This window comes from Citrobacter amalonaticus (genome assembly GCF_018252635.1).
GTDB classification, from domain to species: Bacteria; Pseudomonadota; Gammaproteobacteria; order Enterobacterales; family Enterobacteriaceae; genus Citrobacter_A; species Citrobacter_A amalonaticus_E.
In genome coordinates this window covers 1,049,880-1,069,102 of record NZ_JAGTXM010000002.1, presented here as the reverse complement: position 1 = coordinate 1,069,102, position 19,223 = coordinate 1,049,880, and the positions used below count along the sequence as shown (strand labels likewise).

The 19,223-nt window shown below is 53.5% G+C and carries 17 protein-coding genes; 9 read left to right on the top strand and 8 right to left on the bottom strand.

Going from position 1 to position 19,223, the window contains the following annotated elements; translation table 11 throughout:
• The first annotated feature begins 116 nt into the window (after window positions 1-116).
• The gene (gene malZ / locus KE671_RS09505) at window positions 117-1,934 is read left to right on the top strand and encodes a maltodextrin glucosidase (protein ID WP_206162704.1); all 1,818 of its coding nucleotides are present in this window, start codon (window positions 117-119) and stop codon (window positions 1,932-1,934) included.
• Here malZ and KE671_RS09500 read toward each other — a convergent pair.
• Window positions 1,928-2,830: a LysR family transcriptional regulator gene (locus KE671_RS09500; RefSeq protein WP_206162703.1), complete on the bottom strand. Its 903-nt coding sequence runs from the start codon at window positions 2,828-2,830 to the stop codon at window positions 1,928-1,930. The genes malZ and KE671_RS09500 overlap by 7 nt on opposite strands.
• 269 nt (window positions 2,831-3,099) lie before the next feature.
• Here KE671_RS09500 and KE671_RS09495 point away from each other — a divergent pair, with 269 nt between their 5' ends.
• The 5 genes from KE671_RS09495 (at window position 3,100) to KE671_RS09475 (ending at window position 10,510) form a co-directional block, all read left to right on the top strand.
• On the top strand, window positions 3,100-3,741 hold the full coding sequence (locus KE671_RS09495; protein WP_043001616.1) for a hydrolase: 642 nt from the start codon (window positions 3,100-3,102) through the stop codon (window positions 3,739-3,741).
• Window positions 3,742-3,880: 139 nt separating this feature from the next.
• On the top strand, window positions 3,881-4,426 hold the full coding sequence (locus tag KE671_RS09490) for an antibiotic biosynthesis monooxygenase (protein WP_206162702.1): 546 nt from the start codon (window positions 3,881-3,883) through the stop codon (window positions 4,424-4,426).
• Between the two features lie 21 nt (window positions 4,427-4,447).
• A complete protein-coding gene (locus tag KE671_RS09485) occupies window positions 4,448-6,316 on the top strand; it encodes an amidohydrolase (protein ID WP_206162701.1) in 1,869 nt (622 codons plus the stop codon).
• 136 nt (window positions 6,317-6,452) lie between these two features.
• A complete protein-coding gene (locus KE671_RS09480; protein ID WP_206162700.1) occupies window positions 6,453-9,119 on the top strand; it encodes a DUF2339 domain-containing protein in 2,667 nt (888 codons plus the stop codon).
• Window positions 9,116-10,510 carry a DUF3999 domain-containing protein gene (locus KE671_RS09475; protein WP_206162699.1) on the top strand — a complete coding sequence of 465 codons (1,395 nt, stop codon included), beginning with the start codon at window positions 9,116-9,118 and terminating at the stop codon, window positions 10,508-10,510. The genes KE671_RS09480 and KE671_RS09475 overlap by 4 nt, the downstream gene beginning before the upstream one ends.
• 101 nt (window positions 10,511-10,611) lie before the next feature.
• Here KE671_RS09475 and fba read toward each other — a convergent pair whose 3' ends face one another.
• The 7 genes from fba to acpH form a co-directional block, all read right to left on the bottom strand.
• Window positions 10,612-11,472: a class II fructose-1,6-bisphosphate aldolase gene (gene fba / locus KE671_RS09470; protein ID WP_206162698.1), complete on the bottom strand. Its 861-nt coding sequence runs from the start codon at window positions 11,470-11,472 to the stop codon at window positions 10,612-10,614.
• 29 nt (window positions 11,473-11,501) lie between these two features.
• On the bottom strand, window positions 11,502-12,464 hold the full coding sequence (locus KE671_RS09465; RefSeq protein WP_206162697.1) for a carbohydrate kinase family protein: 963 nt from the start codon (window positions 12,462-12,464) through the stop codon (window positions 11,502-11,504).
• A gap of 66 nt (window positions 12,465-12,530) precedes the next feature.
• The gene (locus tag KE671_RS09460) at window positions 12,531-13,922 is read right to left on the bottom strand and encodes a PTS ascorbate transporter subunit IIC (RefSeq protein WP_206162696.1); all 1,392 of its coding nucleotides are present in this window, start codon (window positions 13,920-13,922) and stop codon (window positions 12,531-12,533) included.
• A 20-nt stretch (window positions 13,923-13,942) separates the two neighbouring features.
• Complete coding sequence (locus tag KE671_RS09455; protein WP_004099415.1) at window positions 13,943-14,230, bottom strand: PTS sugar transporter subunit IIB; 288 nt, start codon at window positions 14,228-14,230, stop codon at window positions 13,943-13,945.
• A 5-nt stretch (window positions 14,231-14,235) separates the two neighbouring features.
• Entirely contained in the window at window positions 14,236-14,679 is a 444-nt protein-coding gene (locus KE671_RS09450) for a PTS sugar transporter subunit IIA (RefSeq protein WP_206162695.1), read from the bottom strand.
• Between the two features lie 461 nt (window positions 14,680-15,140).
• Window positions 15,141-15,743 (bottom strand): peroxiredoxin, encoded by a 603-nt coding sequence (locus tag KE671_RS09445; RefSeq protein ID WP_043001608.1) that lies wholly within the window; start codon window positions 15,741-15,743, stop codon window positions 15,141-15,143.
• A gap of 174 nt (window positions 15,744-15,917) precedes the next feature.
• Window positions 15,918-16,499 (bottom strand): ACP phosphodiesterase, encoded by a 582-nt coding sequence (acpH, locus tag KE671_RS09440; RefSeq protein WP_206162694.1) that lies wholly within the window; start codon window positions 16,497-16,499, stop codon window positions 15,918-15,920.
• A 92-nt stretch (window positions 16,500-16,591) separates the two neighbouring features.
• Between acpH and queA the strand changes: the two genes are divergently transcribed.
• From queA to yajC, 3 genes are read left to right on the top strand one after another with little or no spacing between them, the layout of a single operon-like run.
• The gene (gene queA, locus KE671_RS09435) at window positions 16,592-17,662 is read left to right on the top strand and encodes a tRNA preQ1(34) S-adenosylmethionine ribosyltransferase-isomerase QueA (RefSeq protein ID WP_206162693.1); all 1,071 of its coding nucleotides are present in this window, start codon (window positions 16,592-16,594) and stop codon (window positions 17,660-17,662) included.
• A gap of 54 nt (window positions 17,663-17,716) precedes the next feature.
• Window positions 17,717-18,844 (top strand): tRNA guanosine(34) transglycosylase Tgt, encoded by a 1,128-nt coding sequence (gene tgt, locus KE671_RS09430; protein WP_206162692.1) that lies wholly within the window; start codon window positions 17,717-17,719, stop codon window positions 18,842-18,844.
• 22 nt (window positions 18,845-18,866) lie between these two features.
• Entirely contained in the window at window positions 18,867-19,199 is a 333-nt protein-coding gene (gene yajC, locus KE671_RS09425; RefSeq protein ID WP_042324569.1) for a preprotein translocase subunit YajC, read from the top strand.
• Window positions 19,200-19,223 lie beyond the last annotated feature (24 nt).

Below are 19,223 nucleotides of genomic sequence, written 5' to 3'. Positions count from 1 at the left end.
TGCCATCCGGTCATTTCTCCTCCCCCGAACTCCTCCCCCAATAAACCTTCAGATGATGAGTTATCCTGTAAATCGCTATGGCAAGGTGAGCTCATTTTCATCAAAGGGGATATGTGATGTTGAATGCCTGGCACCTACCGGTTGCCCCATTTGTTAAGCAAAACAAAGACCAACTGACCATTACGCTCTGGCTGACAGGGGAGAACCTGCCGTCGCGCGTCACGCTACGTGCGGAAAATGACAATGAAGAAACCGCGCTGGTGATGCACAAATTGCGCACGCAGCCGTCTCCAGGAGTGACTGCCTGGCGTGCGGCGATTGATCTTCGCAGTGGGCAGCCGCGTCGACGTTACAGCTTCAAGCTGCTTTGGATCGATCGCCAGTTGTGGTTTACGCCGCAAGGATTCAGTCGTTTTCCGCCTGCCCGTCTGGAGCAATTTGCCGTGGATGCACCGGACTGCGGGCCGCAGTGGGTGGCAGATCAGGTTTTCTATCAAATCTTTCCCGACCGTTTTGCCCGTAGCCCATCACGCGAAGCGCAGCAGGATAGAGTCTATTACCATCACGCCGCCGGGCAGGAGATTGTGCTGCGTGACTGGGATGAACCGTTGACCGCGCAAGCTGGCGGATCCACGTTTTATGGCGGCGACCTCGACGGCATCAGCGAAAAGCTGCCGTACCTGAAAAAGCTGGGCGTCACCGCGCTTTACCTGAACCCGGTATTCACCGCACCGAGCGTGCATAAATATGATACTGAGGATTACCGTCACGTTGACCCGCAGTTTGGCGGCGATGCGGCGCTGATGCGTCTGCGGCTGAAAACCCAACTGCAAGGGATGCGGCTGGTGCTGGACGGCGTATTTAACCACAGTGGCGACTCACATGCGTGGTTCGATCGTCATCATCGCGGCTCTGGCGGCGCGTGCCACTATCCGGATTCCCCCTGGCGTGACTGGTACCACTTTTCGCCGGACGGTGTTGCGCTGGACTGGCTGGGCTACTCCAGTCTGCCGAAGCTGGATTATCAGTCCGAAAGTCTGGTCAACGAAATGTATCGTGGTGAAGACAGCATTGTTCGTCACTGGCTGAAAGCGCCGTGGAACATGGACGGCTGGCGGCTCGACGTCGTGCATATGCTGGGAGAAGCGGGCGGTGCGCGTAATAACCTTCAGCATGTCGCCGGGATCTCCCGGGCGGCGAAGGAAACGCAACCAGAAGCCTACGTTTTTGGTGAACATTTTGGTGACGCACGGCAGTGGTTGCAGGCGGATGCAGAAGATGCTGCCATGAACTACCGCGGTTTCACCTTCCCGCTGTGGGGCTTTCTTGCCAATACCGATATTTCTTACGATCCCCAACAAATTGATGCACAAACCTGTATGACGTGGATGGAAAACTACCGCGCGGGGCTCTCTCATCAACAGCAGTTGCGGATGTTCAACCAGCTCGACAGCCACGATACTGCACGTTTCAAATCTTTGCTGGGCAAAGATGTCGCTCGCCTGCCGCTGGCGGTAGTCTGGCTGTTTAGCTGGCCCGGCGTCCCCTGCATTTATTACGGCGATGAGGTGGGGCTGGATGGCGATAACGATCCGTTCTGCCGTAAGCCGTTCCCCTGGCAGGCGGAAAAACAGGATGCCGCATTGCTTGCACTATACCAACGGATGGCGAAGCTGAGGCATAGCATTCCGGCGCTACGCTATGGTGGGTGCCTGGTGGTCTATGCGGAAGACAACGTCGTCGTATTTTTGCGCGTCTACCAGCAGCAGCGCGTGCTGGTAGCCATTAACCGCGGCGAGGCGTGTGAAGTGGTACTCCCGGCGTCACCGCTGCTCAACGTGAAAGAATGGTGCGGCAAAGAGGGGAAAGGGCAACTGTCTGACGATATTCTGACATTGCCGGCAATTTCTGCCACGCTCTGGGTGAATCACTGATACAGCCGCGTGATATCGGGGCTGGCAAGCAGCGTTTCCCGCCACCAATGTTGCGCCAACCCGTTGCTGCTATCGCGCCATGCCATATAGGCGACATCTTTTTCACGAAACGAGAAGACGCTTTTTTCAATCAGTTCGCCCGTGGCAAGCCACGGGCTGGCGATATGCCGCGGAAGAAACCCGCAGCCCAACCCGGCGCGCAGCAGCGCCACTTTGCAGTGAAAATCATCGACATGGATCTGTGGCTGTTCTTCCATCAGGTTGGTTTGTAGCGGATGGCAAAAGCGCGCGCTGTCGCTGATGACAATGGCGCGGTGCAGACAGAGTTGTTCATTTGTCAGTCTGTCAGAAAATGAGGCCAACGGGTGATGGGGCGCCACCACAAAGACATTATCCAGAGTGCCTAACATTTTGTAGGACCACGCGGCGGAGGTCGGTGGTTCGTTAATGGCGCCAAGAATGATATCCGCGCCATTATGCGTGAGCTCTTCCCATGACCCGGCCAGCGTGTGGTATGAAAATTTAAGCAGCGTCTGTTTGTTCAACGCGTGAAAGGCGTCGATGAGAGGTAACAGCACGTCGAAGGGAAAGGAGACATCCAGCGCAATGACCAGCTCTTTTTCCCAACCGGAACTGAGTTGCAGCGCCTGCTTTTCCAGGTCTTTTGCCGCGCTGAGCAGCAAGCGCCCCTTTTCCAGCATCATCAGTCCGGTATCGGTGAATTTAGCCCGATGCCCGGAGCGGTCAAGCAGCTCGATGTTCAGGTCTTTTTCCAGCTTCTGAATCATATAGCTGAGCGCCGCAGGCGTCTTAAACAGCGATTCGGCGGCAGCGGCAAACGTCCCGTGCTTGTCGATGGCGTCGAGGATAAGCAAAACGTCCAGATTAATGCGCATAGCCTGAAAATATCCTTAAATTTAAACCACACTGTTGTACCGAATGGCGAGTAACAAAACCAGTGAAGAAATTAGACCGAATAACCGCAAATTTTTGAAGGTACGAGAATATATCGGCGGAATAAGGGCATTTCCCGGGATGGTAAATTTTCTTTAATAAGTCGTTAGAAATTTCCAACTATACTAAACAGGCTTTCTGATTCAGGATTTGATGGCTGACGGCGGATACCAGACGTCAATTTCTAACTCATTGATTAAGGAAGTATATTATGTCTATTCGGGAACTGATTAATCCATCTAACTCGACGCTTATTTTTATTGACCATCAGCCGCAAATGGCATTTGGGGTAGCGAATATTGATCGTCAGACGCTGAAAAATAATACCGTCGCGCTGGCGAAGGCAGGCAAAATATTTAATGTGCCGGTTATTTATACTTCAGTCGAAACAAAAAGCTTTAGTGGGTACATCTGGCCTGAGTTACTGGCTGTGCACCCGGATGTGAAACCTATCGAACGTACCTCTATGAACTCCTGGGAAGACGCGGCATTCGTGAAAGCGGTGGCGGCGACCGGCCGTAAAAAATTGATTATCTCTGCGCTGTGGACCGAAGTATGCCTGACCTTCCCGGCGCTAATGGCGCTGGAAGCCGGTTATGAAGTGTATGTGGTAACGGACACTTCCGGCGGCACTTCTGTTGATGCGCATGAACGCGCGATCGATCGCATGGTGCAGGCCGGTGCTGTACCGGTAACCTGGCAGCAGGTCCTGCTGGAGTACCAGCGTGACTGGTCGCGTAAAGAGACCTATGACGCGGTGATGGATCTGGTTCGTGAACACAGCGGCGCCTATGGCATGGGCGTGGATTATGCCTACACCATGGTGCATGGCGCGCCAGAACGCAAAGCCTGATTCTGAATTAAAAACCAGGAAAATCAATTCATTGATTTTCGGCTGATGATCACAAGGAAGAAAAAGCACGTTTTTTTCTTCCTTGTCAGCAGTCTGATGGTGGGGCAACCCGCCATTAACCTTCAGCAAGGAACTTTTCATGGCGCAGAATAAACATGTGACGTTGGTGATTACGCATACGCTGCAGCCCGACCAGGCGGGGCGTTATGAGCTATGGTTGGGGAAAATTATGCCCGTCGCGGCAGCCTATCCCGGACATCTTGGAGCGAATGTGATTCGCCCGACGGACGGGCAGAATCTTTGGAACATCATTATTCGCTTCGACACGCTTGAGCATCTCTACAACTGGACGCAGTCAGATACACGGCGACAGCTGGTCGAGGAGATCGCTCCGCTGCTGGCCGAGGGAGATAAAACCGAGATCCATACCGAAGCAGCATTCTGGTTTACGCCTCCCGCGCCGCATGTTCGTCAACCACTACGCTGGAAGCAGTTTCTGATCACCTTGTTGGTTATTTTCCCCAGTACCAATCTGGTGCCGTGGCTGACCGGCATGCTATTGCCTTCGCTGAAGGGAACGCTGTTACTGCATCTGATCAACGATGCCTGTGTGGTTGCGCTGGTGGTCTGGTTGTGGATGCCCATCGTAACCCGTTTATTTGCCGGCTGGCTGAAAAAAGCCTGATCGGCTCGTCAGGAGAGTGTTATGTCTCAAACTGCCTCATTAATTCTGACCCACGGAAAAATACATACCCTCGACAGCCACTGTCCTCAGGCTGAGGCCGTGGCGATCAAGGACGGAAAAATTCTCGCCACGGGAACGCACGATCGGGTGATGCGTTTTGCCGCTGATGGTACGCAGGTGGTCGATCTGAAAGGTCATACCGTGATTCCGGGACTTAATGATTCCCACCTGCACTTGATCCGCGGTGGGTTGAATTACAACCTTGAGCTGCGCTGGGAAGGGGTGCCTTCCCTGGCTGATGCGCTCCGTATGCTGAAAGAGCAAGCAGACCGAACCCCGTCGCCGCAATGGGTTCGCGTGGTGGGCGGCTGGAGTGAATTTCAGTTTGCCGAACGCCGGATGCCGACGCTGGAAGAGCTTAACGACGCCGCGCCGGATACTCCCGTTTTCGTGCTGCACCTGTACGATCGTGCGCTGTTAAACCGCGCGGCGCTGAAAGCCGTGGGATACACCAAAGCGACACCCGACCCGGCAGGCGGCGAGATCGTCCGTGATGGCAACGGTAATCCCACCGGAATGCTGATCGCCAAACCTAACGCGATGATCCTTTACTCGACGCTGGCGAAAGGGCCAAAGCTGCCGCTGGAGATGCAGGTGAACTCTACCCGCCAGTTTATGCGCGAACTGAATCGTCTCGGACTGACCAGCGCCATCGATGCTGGCGGTGGTTTTCAGAACTACCCGGAAGATTACGAGATCATCGAGCAACTGCATGCCAAAAATCAGATGACGGTGCGTATTGCCTATAACCTGTTTACTCAGCGGCCGAAGCAGGAACTGGAAGACTTTGAGCGCTGGACCGATATGCTCAAGCCGGGCCAGGGAACCGATTTCTACCGTGCAAACGGGGCTGGGGAGATGCTGGTTTTCTCCGCCGCGGATTTCGAAGATTTCCTGCAACCGCGCCCGGATTTGCCGCAAGGGATGGAGGATGAACTGGAGCGCGTAGTGCGCCATCTGGTGGAGCATCGCTGGCCGTTCCGTCTGCATGCCACTTACGATGAGTCGATAAGTCGAATGCTGGATGTGTTCGAGAAAGTAAACCGTGATATTCCGTTCAACGGTCTGCACTGGTTCTTCGACCACGCCGAGACCATCAGCGAGCGTAATATCGATCGCGTGAAAGCACTGGGCGGCGGCATTGCGGTACAGCATCGTATGGCCTTCCAGGGCGAATACTTCATCGATCGCTATGGTAAAGAGGCGGTGAAACAGACGCCACCGGTGGCGAAAATGTTGGCTGCAGAAGTGCCGGTGGGGCTCGGAACGGATGCCACTCGCGTTGCCAGCTATAACCCGTGGACGGCGCTGTACTGGCTGGTTTCCGGGCGCACGGTCGGCGGTACGGCGATGTATGACGACAACAACCGTTTACCGCGCGACGTGGCGCTGGAACTGTGGACGGCCGGGAGCGCCTGGTTTTCCAGCGAGCAGGGCAAAAAAGGGCGCATTGCCAACGATCAACTGGCCGACCTGGTGGTGCTGTCAAAAGACTACTTCAGCGTCACGGAAGAGGAGATCAAAGGTATTGAGTCGGTAATGACGATTGTCGATGGCAAAGTGGTGTATGCCGCCGGACCGTTTACTCCGCTGGCGCCGCCAGCGATCCCGGTCGTTCCGGACTGGTCTCCGGTGGTGAAGGTGCCGGGGCACTATCGCGCGGCGCCACCAGCCGCTGCGAAAGTGGGCGCCGTGGTGCAGATGCATCAGTGCTGCGGGAGCTGTGGCGTACACGGTCATCAGCATGATATCGCCCGCCAGTCGGGGATCCCGGTGTCTGACGATCGGGCCTTCTGGGGCGCGCTCGGCTGCTCGTGCTTTGCATTTTAATCCCACCTGACAGCTTCTGCCTGTATGCAGAGGCTGACTGTATTTTCTGAAAAGGGGTTCACTCTGCTAACAGATATGGCACAAATGCAACAATTTGTGTCATTCTGGACTGTCTTAATACAGTGAAGGTGGATACATGGACGACCTTTTAATCCTTGGCTGCGTCTTTTTGTTCTTCGCGCTGGTGGTGGTGCCCATCCTGGCGATTGTCGCCTTCAATCGCAGTTCGGCGATGCGCGATGAGCTTGCCCGGTTACGCCAACGGGTAGAAGACCTGGAACAACGCGGCGTTGTTGCGCCCGTGATTACACCGACGGCAGCGGCACCGGTGCAGCCTGCGGAGACGGTCATGGAGAGTGACCCAGCCCCGATCCCTGTGGCGGTGCCCGAAACTGAACCCAAACCGCCTCACGTTAATCCCTGGCGCTCGCATACGCCGCAGAACGCGGCAATTGCCGAGAAAATCGTTGAAAAAGAAGCAATTGACACTGGTGCGCCGCCCTCCGCCTTTGGCGGCGTGATGTCATCGCTGGCGCGCTGGTTTATGCAGGGTAATCCGCTGGCGAAACTGGGGATCCTGCTTCTTTTCCTCGGTCTCTCTTTCCTGCTGCGCTATACGGTCGAGCACTCCCTTTTCCCGCTTGAGCTGCGTCTGACTGCGGCGGCGCTGTTTGCGATTGTCCTGCTGGCGATAGGCTGGCGTCTGCGGCATAAACAGCCGATCTATGCCCTCATTTTGCAGGGCGGGGCGACAGGTGCGCTCTATCTCACGGTATTTGGCGCGTTTCGCCTCTGGCAAATGCTACCGATGACGCTGGCCTTTGTGCTGCTGGTGGTTATCTGCGCGGCGAGCGTTGGACTGGCAATTCTGCAAAAAGCGCTCAGTCTGGCGATGCTGGCGAGCCTCGGTGGCTACCTTGCTCCGCTGCTGCTTTCGACGGGAAGCGGCAACTATGTGGCGCTGTTCTCCTTCTATCTATTGCTTTCGGTCGGCATTCTGGCGATCAGCATCTGGCAACACTGGCGCGAGCTGAATCTGCTCGGGCTGCTCTTTACCTTCGGTGTAGGCGGTCTCTGGGGGCTGAATGACTATCAGCCAGCGTATTACCTGAACTGTCAACTGTTCCTGATTGCCAATGTTCTGCTTTTTGGTGTGCTGAGCGTGGCGTTGTCCCTGCGAGCGCAGACGAAGGGCAAGCAGATTATCGATGGCGTTTTGTTGTTCGCACCGCCACTTGTTGGTTTTGGCATGCAATACGCCATTACCCGCCATTGGGAATATGGTCCGGCGCTTAGTGCGCTGGGCTACGGCGGTTTTTATCTGATGCTGGCATGGCTGGCATTACGTCGTTATCCGTCGTTGGGGCGTCCACTGGTGTTGGCCGCGCTGGCGCTGGGGGGCGCATTTACCACTCTTGCGATCCCGCTGGCGCTTTCGGCGCAGTGGACGGCCATGGCCTGGGCGCTGGAAGGGCTGGGGATATTGTGGCTGGGGGTACAACAGCAGCAACGACGCATGAGTTACAGCGGCACCGCGTTATTGGTACTGGCACTCGGCAGCGCGTTGTGGGTGATGGAGAACGGCACCAGTGCGCGTTCTATGATGCTTATTTTTGCCGTACTCAGCGTCTGTTGGCTGGCAGGGGCGTGGCTGTGGCGTAAGATTGATCTACGCGCTAGCGGGGGATTGCTGGCGGGCGGAGTGATCTTCTGGATTGTGGCGCTCTCTGGCGCGGCACAGTGGCTGCTGAACACCCATTCTCAGGTGATGGCGGGCGTGCTGGCGCTGATGGCGGTGTCGGTCTGGGGCTGGCGATTTGCCGCTGCCCGCCTGGCGTGGCAGGAACTGGATGCCTGCAAATGGCTGTTGTGGCCGATGATGCTGGTGGTGGTGGGGTATCAGATTTCTCAGCAGCAGATTTTTGCCGCAGGCTGGCAGAATCTGGCCTGGTGCCTGGCATTACCGGCCGCGGTGGCGTTGCTTTGGCGTGATGCGGAGGCGTTGTCGCCACCGCTTTCCCGACTGGCGCATCTCTCTGTCTTCTGGATGATCCTATTGGTGCTGGCGGCGGAACTGTTCTGGTTTGCTCGCGATCTGCCGTGGGGCATGGCGGCCTGGGGAAGCGGTGTGGCGATGGCGGCAGGCGGTGCGTTGATTTTCTTCGTCTCGATAGCCGTTCGTCGTCAGTTCTGGCCGTTCCGGGTCTGGCCCGCGCTGTATGCCTGCCAGGCGCTGATCCCCGTCGCGGCGACGCTGGCCGTTCTGTTAGTGATGACGAATTTGCAGGACGGCGTGGTTTATCGTCAGACATATCTGCCGCTAATTAACCCGCTGGAAGAGGGGGCGGCGTTCGCGCTGCTGGGATTGATGGTGTTTTATCGCGCTTCCCTGCGCTTTTTCCCGGTGCAGCTATCGGTATGTCGTCCATGGCCTGTGGTTGCGATGGTGGCTCTCGGCTTCTGGTGGCTGAACGGTATGCTGCTGCGCGCGTTGGCCTGGTATGGCGACGTGGCGTGGAACATGGCGTCCCTGTGGGATTCGCGGCTGATTCAGACCTGTTTTGCTTTATTCTGGATGCTGGTGGCGCTGGTGGTGATGCTGCGCGCGACCCGCTATCGCTCTCGCCGGGAATGGCTGTGCGGGGCGGTATTGCTGGGGATTGTGATTGTGAAACTGATGCTGGTGGACAGCGCGGGTGGCGGTGGCCTGGCGCGCGCGGTCGCGTTTATCGGTGTGGCTATCCTGGTGCTCATTATCGGGTATTTTTCACCGCTACCGCCCAAAGCTGGAGAAGAAAAATGAAATGGATGAAAGCGGTATTATGTAGCGTGCTGCTGGGCGTGACAGGAACTGCCGTCAGTGGTGATGACGTGAAGGAATCCCCGGCGGATTACGCGACGGGCGTTATGCTGGAAACCCTCGGCACATCGCCGTGGTATCGCGTTTCGCTCCCGCAGGCGGTGTATCAGGGGACCGCCTGGCCAGATTTGCGCGATGTTCGCGTCTTTAATCATGCAGGGGAGACGGTGCCGTTTACGCTGGTGGCGCAGAAAGCGCAACCCGTTACGCCGCAGACGGTCACATTGCGACTTTTCCCTCTGGATATGTCACCCGTCCCGCCGCGTGAGGAGGGGAGACGTAGTGGGGAATCTTTTGTTTTACGCTCGAAGACCGGTATTGAAATTCATCTGGAAAGTGATGACGTTAAAACGGTCGGACAGAGCTATTTACTGATGCTGCCGGAGGAGATGAAGGACGACTTTTTCCTGGAGCAACTGCGCCTGAACTGGGATACCCCGACGGGCAACTGGCAGGGGAAAGCGTCGGTTTATGCCAGCCGTGATTTACGCTACTGGCGGTCCGTGCAGGAAGAGGCGCCGTTGATGGCGCTGACGCGTGATAACGATCGGCTGAAAATGGATACCATTAGCGCCAGCCTGAGACTGTCTGCCGAGGGGAATCGTTATCTGCTGGTGATCCTTGACTCGCAAAGCCCGGCGCTAACGTTAAACAGCGTGACCGCCATTGCCGAAAACCGCGCGCCGGAATCCGCACGCATCGAGATCGGCGCACAAGCGGAGAAGGTGTCCAATGACGAGGCGATCTGGCGCTGGGCGCAGCCGCAGCCGCTGACGTCGCTCAGAATCGATCTGGATGACGAAGGGGTTTTACCGGTAGAACTGGCCTGGCGTAGCGCTGAAAAAGCGCCCTGGCAACCGCTGACGAAAACCGTGCTTTATCGCCTGAACGGCAAACGTTCGCAGGATATTCGTCTTTCCGGTCAGTTGGTTGACGCCGTTCGGATGACGACCATTAACGCCCACCTGCCGGAGAGGCTGCCTGCGTTGAGTGGCGCGCGTGACAGTTATCAACTGGTGTTCAATACTCAGGGAAAAGGACCTTACATGCTGGCCTGGGGCAACCGGGCGGCGCAAAAGGCGGATCTTGATCTTGAACTGCTGATCCCGGCATCGCTGCGTAAAACGCAGGAGTTGGACTCTCTGCCACGGGCCATGCCTCAGAATGAGGTCGCTCTCGGCGGCGAGGCGCGACTGACGGCAACATCGGCTGCTGAACAACAGAGCCAATGGAAAACCCTGTTAGTGTGGGGTGCGCTGATACTTGGCGTTACTGTCCTGGCACTGATGGCCTGGCGTATCTGGCGGGAAGTCAAAAAGGACGGTACACAGTAAGCGATAAAAAGGCTCGGCATCCGTATTATATTGCCCGCCCCGGCGTTGACCGGCGGCGGGCTTCTCCCTCAGATGGCGTCACCCGATAAAGCCAAACGTATCTAATAGCGGTTTTGCGAACCAAAAAGTTCGATGCGCCGCGCTATCATCTCACGTACCGGTTTTAGCCCCTGATTGATCACCTTCCGCGGGTCATTTACGTCGTGACCGGTATCAGCAGCAAATATCGCTTTCACTTCCTGGCACCAGGCGTACATATTTTCGGTATTAACGTTAATTTTTGCCGTACCGCAGGCAATGGCTTTACGCATGTCGTCGTCGGCAATACCGGTGCCGCCATGCAATACCAGGGGCACTTTTACCAGCCCGGAAATGGTTTGCATCTCCGTAAACCCGAGTTTAGCTTTGCCTTTATACAGTCCATGGGTTGAACCCAGCGCGGCCGCCAGACAATCGACCTGGGTTTCTTTGACCAGGGTGTAGCATTCCTGGGGATCGGCGTAAATAACCTCGGAATTGACAATACCGTCTTCACTGCCGGCGATGGTACCCAACTCAGCTTCAACCGAAATGCCTTTGCTGTGGGCCAGCTCAACCAGATGACGGGTAATGGCCAGGTTCTCGCTAAACGGCAGGTGCGAACCATCAAACATAATGGAGCTGAATCCGGCTTCGATAGCCGCTTCGCAGGCTTCGCGGGTGGTTCCATGATCCAGATGCAGTGCGACCGGAATATCAATGTTTAAATAATCCATCGCATTAACCACGATGTCATGAATACATTTTAATCCCAGCATATGTTTAACCGTACCGCCGGAAACACCTAAAATAACCGGAGAGCGCAGCTGTTGCCCGGTGCTTAATACGGCACCGACCCATTCCAGATTATTAATATTGAATTGCCCTACGGCATAACCGTCCCGTAGGGCATGCTGAAGCATGTCCTTCATAGAAACTAACATAATCACCTCATGATATTTATTAAAAGTAATTATTCGTCAAAATATTGCTTTAAATTTCTCTCATAGCTATTTAACGAGTTGTGGACAACAGCAAGGTCCGGCATGGATTCGCGGACGCCTTTTTTTTCTATGGAAATTGCGGCGGTCAGACTGGCAAATAAGATAATATTATCAATGTGCCATGAGTAATGAACGCCATAAGTAAAGGCTCCGTGAAATACATCTCCTGCGCCGGTGGTATCAACGGCATTGCACAGCCAGGCAGGTACAATTTGCAGCATGCCATTTTTTAATAGCGCACAACCTTTTTCCCCGAGAGTAATAAAGGCTTCTCCGCGACAAATTTTATTTAGCTCGATCAGCGCTGCTTTAATTTCTGCTTCGGTACTCAGGGCGCGATATCCCATATAGTCACGGGCAAAATGTTCGCTGACCACAAAATAATCGGTCCAGGCCGCAAGCTTAATATTACTGTCACGCAATGAACCGCCATCCATGACCACACGTGCCGATGGGAGTTTCTTTATTAAGTACTCACTGATTTCTGCTTCATGACCATCAATTAACAGCGTTACGGGCTCGTCTGATGCAATCAACCGTTCAGCTAAATCATCAAGTCTCAGCTTTTGGTCATAGGTCAGCGATGGAGGCGTCTGCATTTTACGGGTAATAATCGTCCGCGATCCCGTTAAGCGGTTAACCAGCACCGATGCCAGCGGCGTGATCATTTCATCGGAGAAGACGACCTGGCTGGTATCAACCCCCGCTTGTGCAAACTCATCGATAATACGCTGACCGTAAAGGTCCTGGTTCAGATGGCCGATGTAATAAACATCTTCTCCCCATAATCCCAATAGCCACGCGGCATTTGCCGCCGGACCGCCGCCACTTTCAATAAAGTCATGGCAGAAATTCTTGGTATTTTCCTGCGGCCATTCGTTCAAAAAGAAAAATTGATCAAAACATGAAAACCCGATGGACAAGATAGCCATAACAACTCCTGATTATGTTGTCAGCTGCGGGAAGTTATCCCTTCCCGCAGGGAAAAATGAAACTGCTTATTCATTTTTCTTATCCGCAGTGAGCTCCTCATAGCTGAGCGTGTCACCGACGACGCGAACCGAACGGAAGCAGAATGGCACCAGCAGCGCGACGATAAGCGCCAGACAAATCAAATAGATAGTGATTTGACCAAACTGGGTGAAGGCGTTACCGATAATGATTCCCCATACGGCGAAGTCAAAGTCAGCGAAGGTACTGTTTTCGAAGCCCAGGTTACCCAACGCCGGGAGCAGCATGGCTGGAAGGAACGCAAGGAATATGCCGCCAATAAAGGAGGCGATGATGCAGCCGCGTTTACCGCCAAGTTTGTCGGCGAATACCCCGGAAGTCCCGCCGCAGAAGAAGTGCGGTACCATGCCCGGTATAATCAGCGCCATCCCCAGTCCGCCCAGCATGAGCATACCGACCAGACCGCCGACAAATGAGCTGATAAAGCCCACGACGACCGCTGTTGGGCTAAAGGTGAAGAAGACCGCGCAGTCAACGGCAGGGATTGAATCAGGAATCAGCTTCTGACTAATCCCCTGGAATGCCGGAACCAGATCGCCGAGGATCAGGCGCACGCCGTTGTAGACGATGGCGACACCTACCGCAAACTGCAGACCGGTAAGGATAGAGAAGATCAACATGTTCTGATCCGTTATCGTACGAAGATAGTCAGTGCCGGCGACGGCGCTGCAGACAAAGTAGATAATGAACATCACAATTCCGGTAGTAACTGTGGTATCGCGCAGAAAGCCCCATTTTTCTGAGATTTCAGTATCGGCGAATGAGTTTGACGGGTTACCGGTTTTTGTGGCGATCCAGGCGGAGATGTAATAACCCAGGGAGCCAAAATGCCCCATGGCAATACCGCCGTCTTCGGTTACCTGTTTGGTATAACGCTGACCAATAGCCGGAGAAATGGCCGACCATGAGCCGAGCAAGAATCCGCCAATTAAGACCAGCATCCAGCCGCGGAATTCTGCTGCCTGTAGTACCGCTGAAAACAGACACGCCAGAAAGAATGAGTGGTGTCCGGTCAGGAAGATATATTTGTACTTAGTACAGCGAGCAATGATGAGGTTAAAAATAAAGCCTAACAGCAAAATACTCATGGTTTCCACTCCGAGGACTTTCTGCGCAACAGAAACAATGGCCTCGTTATTGGGAATAACGCCACGAATATTAAATCCGGCTTCGATAATTCCGCCAAGCGGGTTCAGGTTGGCAACGATAACACCAGCACCTGCGCTTAACATTAAATACCCTAAAATTGGTTTTAAGGTACCAGTGAGTAATTTATTCCCGGGAGAGCGCAGCGCCACTAAACCGACAAAGGCGATTATCCCCATAAGGAATGCGGGTTGGCTAAATATTTCTGATAAGAAACTAAGAATAGCCTGCATGATCGTTCCCTCAATAATGATTAAGAGTGAGTTGCAGCAATTTTGGTGAGTGCTTCGGTAATATCTTCAGCAATTTTCGCTTTATGCACATAGCTACGAATAATCGCGACGTTACAGTGCGCAGGGAACTGGTTTGCCAGCTCTTTAATTGTGACATAAAGATCGGCTTTTTCTCCTACGGCGTTAGCGAAATCAACGGAAGCAACGTCGGCTTTGATGCCTAATTCATCACATATTTTTTTGACATTATTCGCAGCCATTAATGAACTGCCAATACCGTTACCACAAACTGTTCTGATAACTAACATAATGACTACTCCATTTGTTGTTGGATGAAATGTAATACTGAATTAATGTCATTCTCCTGCTGAAGAAAGGTCACGATATCGGACTCAATCAATGAGGCGATCAGCTGGATCATTTTTATATGGCTATCGGCATCCGCACCTGCGATGGCGATGATGACGTTAACGGGAGCAAACTCCTCATGACCAAAGGCGACCGGTTGTTGGCTGGTGACTAAAGAAAATCCGGTAAGTAATGCGCCTTTTTCTGGCCGGGCATGGGGCATCGCCAGGCCGTAGTCGATAACAATAGCCGAACCGAAATTCCGGTAGACCTTAACCATTTCATTGACATATTCCGGGCGACAAATATTTTGCCGAACCAGTAACGAGCCAGCCAGTTCAATAGCCTGCTCGGGGCTGGAAATATTCTGTTTAAGCGTAATCAGTCCTGGGTTAAAAATAATGTCCATCATCCGATCCTTAATGCGTTCATATTTCTGAACTTGATCATGGCCAAATATAGCAACAAAAATTATGGGTCAGATCACATATGGATTTTTAAATGTTGAAGTCGATCACACCAGAGGAATGTTAGCGTTTTTCAGTCGACAGACGGTTTTATTTTTATATTGTTTTATATCAATGGGTTACATCTTCTCTTTTTTGCGGGAAAGAAATCGAAAGTAAAGATAAGCAGTCAAAGGTCTGAATTTAAAATGAAGAAATGAGGTGTTAATCACAAAGAACGGGGTGTTTTTTTTACAAAGTTTGAACGACTTTGCAAAAATCGGCCTGGAGGGCGATTTTACTCATTTACGGTATCAATATTTGTATCGTGATGAGTTAAAACGGTGTTGCGAGAGGGTAAGACTTAGACGTCAGAAGACAAAAAAGGCTCGCCGTGGCGAACCTTTTCTTTAATTCATGTCGATTACAGGCTGGAGACGTTTTCAGTCAGGTATTTTGCAACGCCGTCCGGAGACGCGTTCATCCCTTCTTTGCCTTTTTCCCACTGTGCCGGGCACACTTCGCCGTGCTCTTCGTGGAACTGCAGCGCGTCAACCATACGCAGCATTTCGTCGATGTTACGGCCCAGCGGCAGGTCGTTAACCACCTGATGACGAACCACGCCGTTTGCGTCAATCAGGAAAGAACCACGCAGCGCAACGCCCGCTTCCGGGTGCTCGATGCCGTAGGCTTTCTGAATTTCACGCTTAACGTCAGCAACCATTGCGTATTTCACTGCACCGATGCCGCCTTTATCGACAGGGGTGTTACGCCATGCGTTGTGGACGAATTCAGAGTCAAAAGAAACGCCAACCACTTCAACGCCGCGCTTCTGGAATTCTTCATAACGTTTGTCGAACGCGATCAGTTCAGACGGGCAAACGAAGGTGAAGTCCATCGGCCAGAAGAACAGAACGGTCGTTTTGCCGTTGGTGTGCTGTTTGAAATTGAAGTTTTCAACAATTTCACCGCTACCGAGTACCGCAGCTGCTGTGAAATCCGGAGCCTGACGAGTCACCAGTACCATAATATTCTCCTGCAAAGTTAAGGGTTTTTGGAACGCAACGCGGGCCAGTATAGAAGGTGATGGCGAATATGACAAAGAGGCGCTGACAATCGTTCCGTGAGCTTTTACCTATCAATATTCTCAGTAGGTTCGGATAGCGGTTTCGCTCGATCCGGCTTACTGATCCAACAGGTATCAGAGCGTTTTCTGCCTGGCTTGTTCCATCATGCGCGGGTAAAAGCGCCAGAACCGCTCTTCCAGCGCATCATAATGATGGTCGAGGTCATACCATGAGTCACGCAGCGCATCCAGACGTGGACGACGGTTTGCCATCCCGTTCAACACGTTCTGGATAAAATCCATATCGCGATAGCGTTCCAGCCATCTTTCCGACCACAGATAATCGTTCAGATTGACAAAGCGCGGCGGCGAAGCGGGCAGAATAGTGGAGACCTGCGCGTGGGCATAGCCAACAAACGCCTGTAGCGGAAACTCAGGGGAAATTTGTGCCCAGTGGCGCGAGAGAAAGTGATCCCACATCACGTCCAGCGTAATCGGCGCGACGCGACGGGTTTCGCTGCGAAACCATTCGCGCGCCTCGCGGACTTCCGGCAGGTTATCCGTCATCACGTCAATACGACGGTGCATCAGAATGCCGTCTACGACGTCTGGCGGATACTGTGATTCCGGGTTGCCACGGACAAAATCGGCCAACAGATTGCCGGAAAGCGAACTATCGGCGAGATGGGCTAAATGCAGGTGAGCGAGAAAATTCATTGTCTGTTATTTGTCCAAAAGTGGGTAACGGTTGCAGGGAGCGCGCCCCGGCACTAGACTACCCGCCTCTTATTTTAGTCTGAGTCTGTGTCATGCGCGTTACCGATTTTTCCTTTGAATTACCTGAATCCCTGATTGCCCACTACCCGCAGCCGGAGCGCAGTAGCTGCCGTTTGCTGTCGCTGGATGGGCCGACGGGCGCGCTGACGCATGGTACTTTCACCGATCTGCTCGATAAGCTCAACCCTGGCGATCTGCTGGTCTTTAATAATACCCGCGTGATCCCGGCGCGCCTGTTTGGCCGTAAAGCCAGCGGCGGCAAAATTGAAGTTCTCGTCGAGCGGATGCTGGATGACAAACGTATCCTCGCCCACATTCGCGCCTCCAAAGCGCCGAAGCCGGGCGCAGAACTGTTGCTCGGTGATGATGAAAGTATTAACGCGACGATGATCGCCCGCCACGGCGCGCTGTTTGAAGTCGAATTTAACGACGCGCGTCCGGTGCTGGACATTCTCAATACCATTGGTCATATGCCGCTGCCGCCGTATATCGACCGTCCGGATGAAGACGCCGATCGTGAGCTTTACCAGACGGTGTACAGCGAAAAACCGGGTGCCGTTGCCGCGCCGACCGCCGGCCTGCACTTTGACGAACCGCTGCTGGCGAAACTGCGCGATAAAGGGATTGAGATGGCATTTGTCACGCTGCACGTCGGCGCGGGGACATTCCAGCCCGTGCGCGTGGATACCATCGAAGATCACATCATGCACTCCGAATATGCGGAAGTGCCGCAAGAGGTGGTGGATGCGGTTCTGGCGGCGAAAGCGCGGGGTAACCGGGTGATTGCGGTAGGTACAACCTCCGTGCGTTCTCTGGAAAGCGCGGCACAGGCAGCGAAGAATGCGCTCATTGAACCGTTCTTTGGCGACACGCAAATCTTTATCTATCCTGGTTATCAATACAACGTGATTGATGCACTGGTAACCAATTTCCATCTGCCTGAATCGACATTGATAATGTTGGTCTCGGCGTTTGCCGGTTATCAGCATACGATGAATGCCTACAAGGCCGCAGTAGAACAAAATTATCGCTTTTTTAGCTACGGTGACGCGATGTTTATCACGTACAATCCGCAAGCTCTGAATGAACGCGTTGGGGAGTAAATCCGTGGCGCAGGTTGACACGTTGGACTGTTTTTCTGACGTACTGGAGAAAAAATGAAATTTGAACTGGATACCACCGACGGACGCGCCCGCCGTGGCCGCCTGGTGTTTGATCGTGGCGTCGTTGAAACGCCTGCTTTTATGCCCGTAGGGACTTACGGCACCGTTAAAGGCATGACGCCGGAAGAAGTTGAAGCAACCGGCGCGCAAATTATCCTTGGTAATACCTTCCATCTCTGGCTGCGTCCTGGCCAGGAGATCATGAAGCTGCATGGCGACCTGCATGATTTTATGCAGTGGAAAGGCCCGATTCTGACCGACTCCGGCGGTTTCCAGGTTTTCAGCCTGGGCGACATTCGTAAGATCACCGAACAGGGTGTGCACTTTCGTAATCCGATCAACGGCGATCCTATTTTCCTCGATCCGGAAAAGTCGATGGAGATTCAGTACGATCTCGGTTCCGATATTGTCATGATTTTTGACGAATGCACGCCGTACCCGGCGGACTGGGACTATGCTAAACGATCGATGGAGATGTCATTGCGCTGGGCGAAGCGCAGCCGCGACCGTTTTGACGGTCTGGGCAACAAAAATGCGCTTTTTGGCATCATCCAGGGCAGTGTTTACGAAGATTTACGTGATATCTCTGTGAAAGGTCTGGTAGAGATTGGCTTTGATGGCTACGCTGTCGGCGGTCTGGCTGTGGGTGAACCGAAGGAAGATATGCATCGCATCCTCGAGCATGTTTGCCCGCAAATTCCGGTAGATAAACCGCGGTACCTGATGGGCGTCGGTAAACCTGAAGATCTGGTTGAAGGCGTGCGTCGCGGTATCGATATGTTTGACTGCGTGATGCCGACCCGCAATGCGCGTAATGGTCACCTGTTTGTGACGGATGGCGTGGTAAAAATTCGCAATGCGAAGCATAAGAGCGATACCAGTCCACTCGATGCTGAGTGTGATTGCTACACCTGTCGCAATTATTCACGTGCCTACTTGCATCATCTTGATCGTTGCAACGAAATATTGGGCGCGCGACTCAACACGATTCATAACCTGCGTTACTACCAGCGCTTGATGGCGGGTTTACGCAAGGCTATTGAAGAGGGTAAATTAGAGAGCTTCGTGACCGATTTTTACCAACGTCAGGGTCGACCGGTTCCACCTTTGAACGTTGATTAATTTTAATAATGAGGGAATTTGAATGAGCTTTTTTATTTCTGATGCGGTAGCGGCAACAGGTGCTCCGGCGCAGGGCAGCCCGATGTCTCTGATTCTGATGCTGGTGGTGTTTGGTCTGATTTTCTATTTCATGATCCTGCGTCCACAGCAGAAGCGTACCAAAGAGCATAAAAACCTGATGGCCTCCATCGCGAAAGGTGATGAAGTCCTGACTAACGGTGGCCTGGTAGGCCGAGTGACCAAAGTTGCAGAATCTGGTTACATCGCTATCGCACTGAACGATACCACTGAAGTGGTTATCAAACGTGACTTCGTAGCTGCCGTTCTGCCGAAAGGCACCATGAAGGCGCTGTAATAGTAACTTTTCCCTAAGGGAACT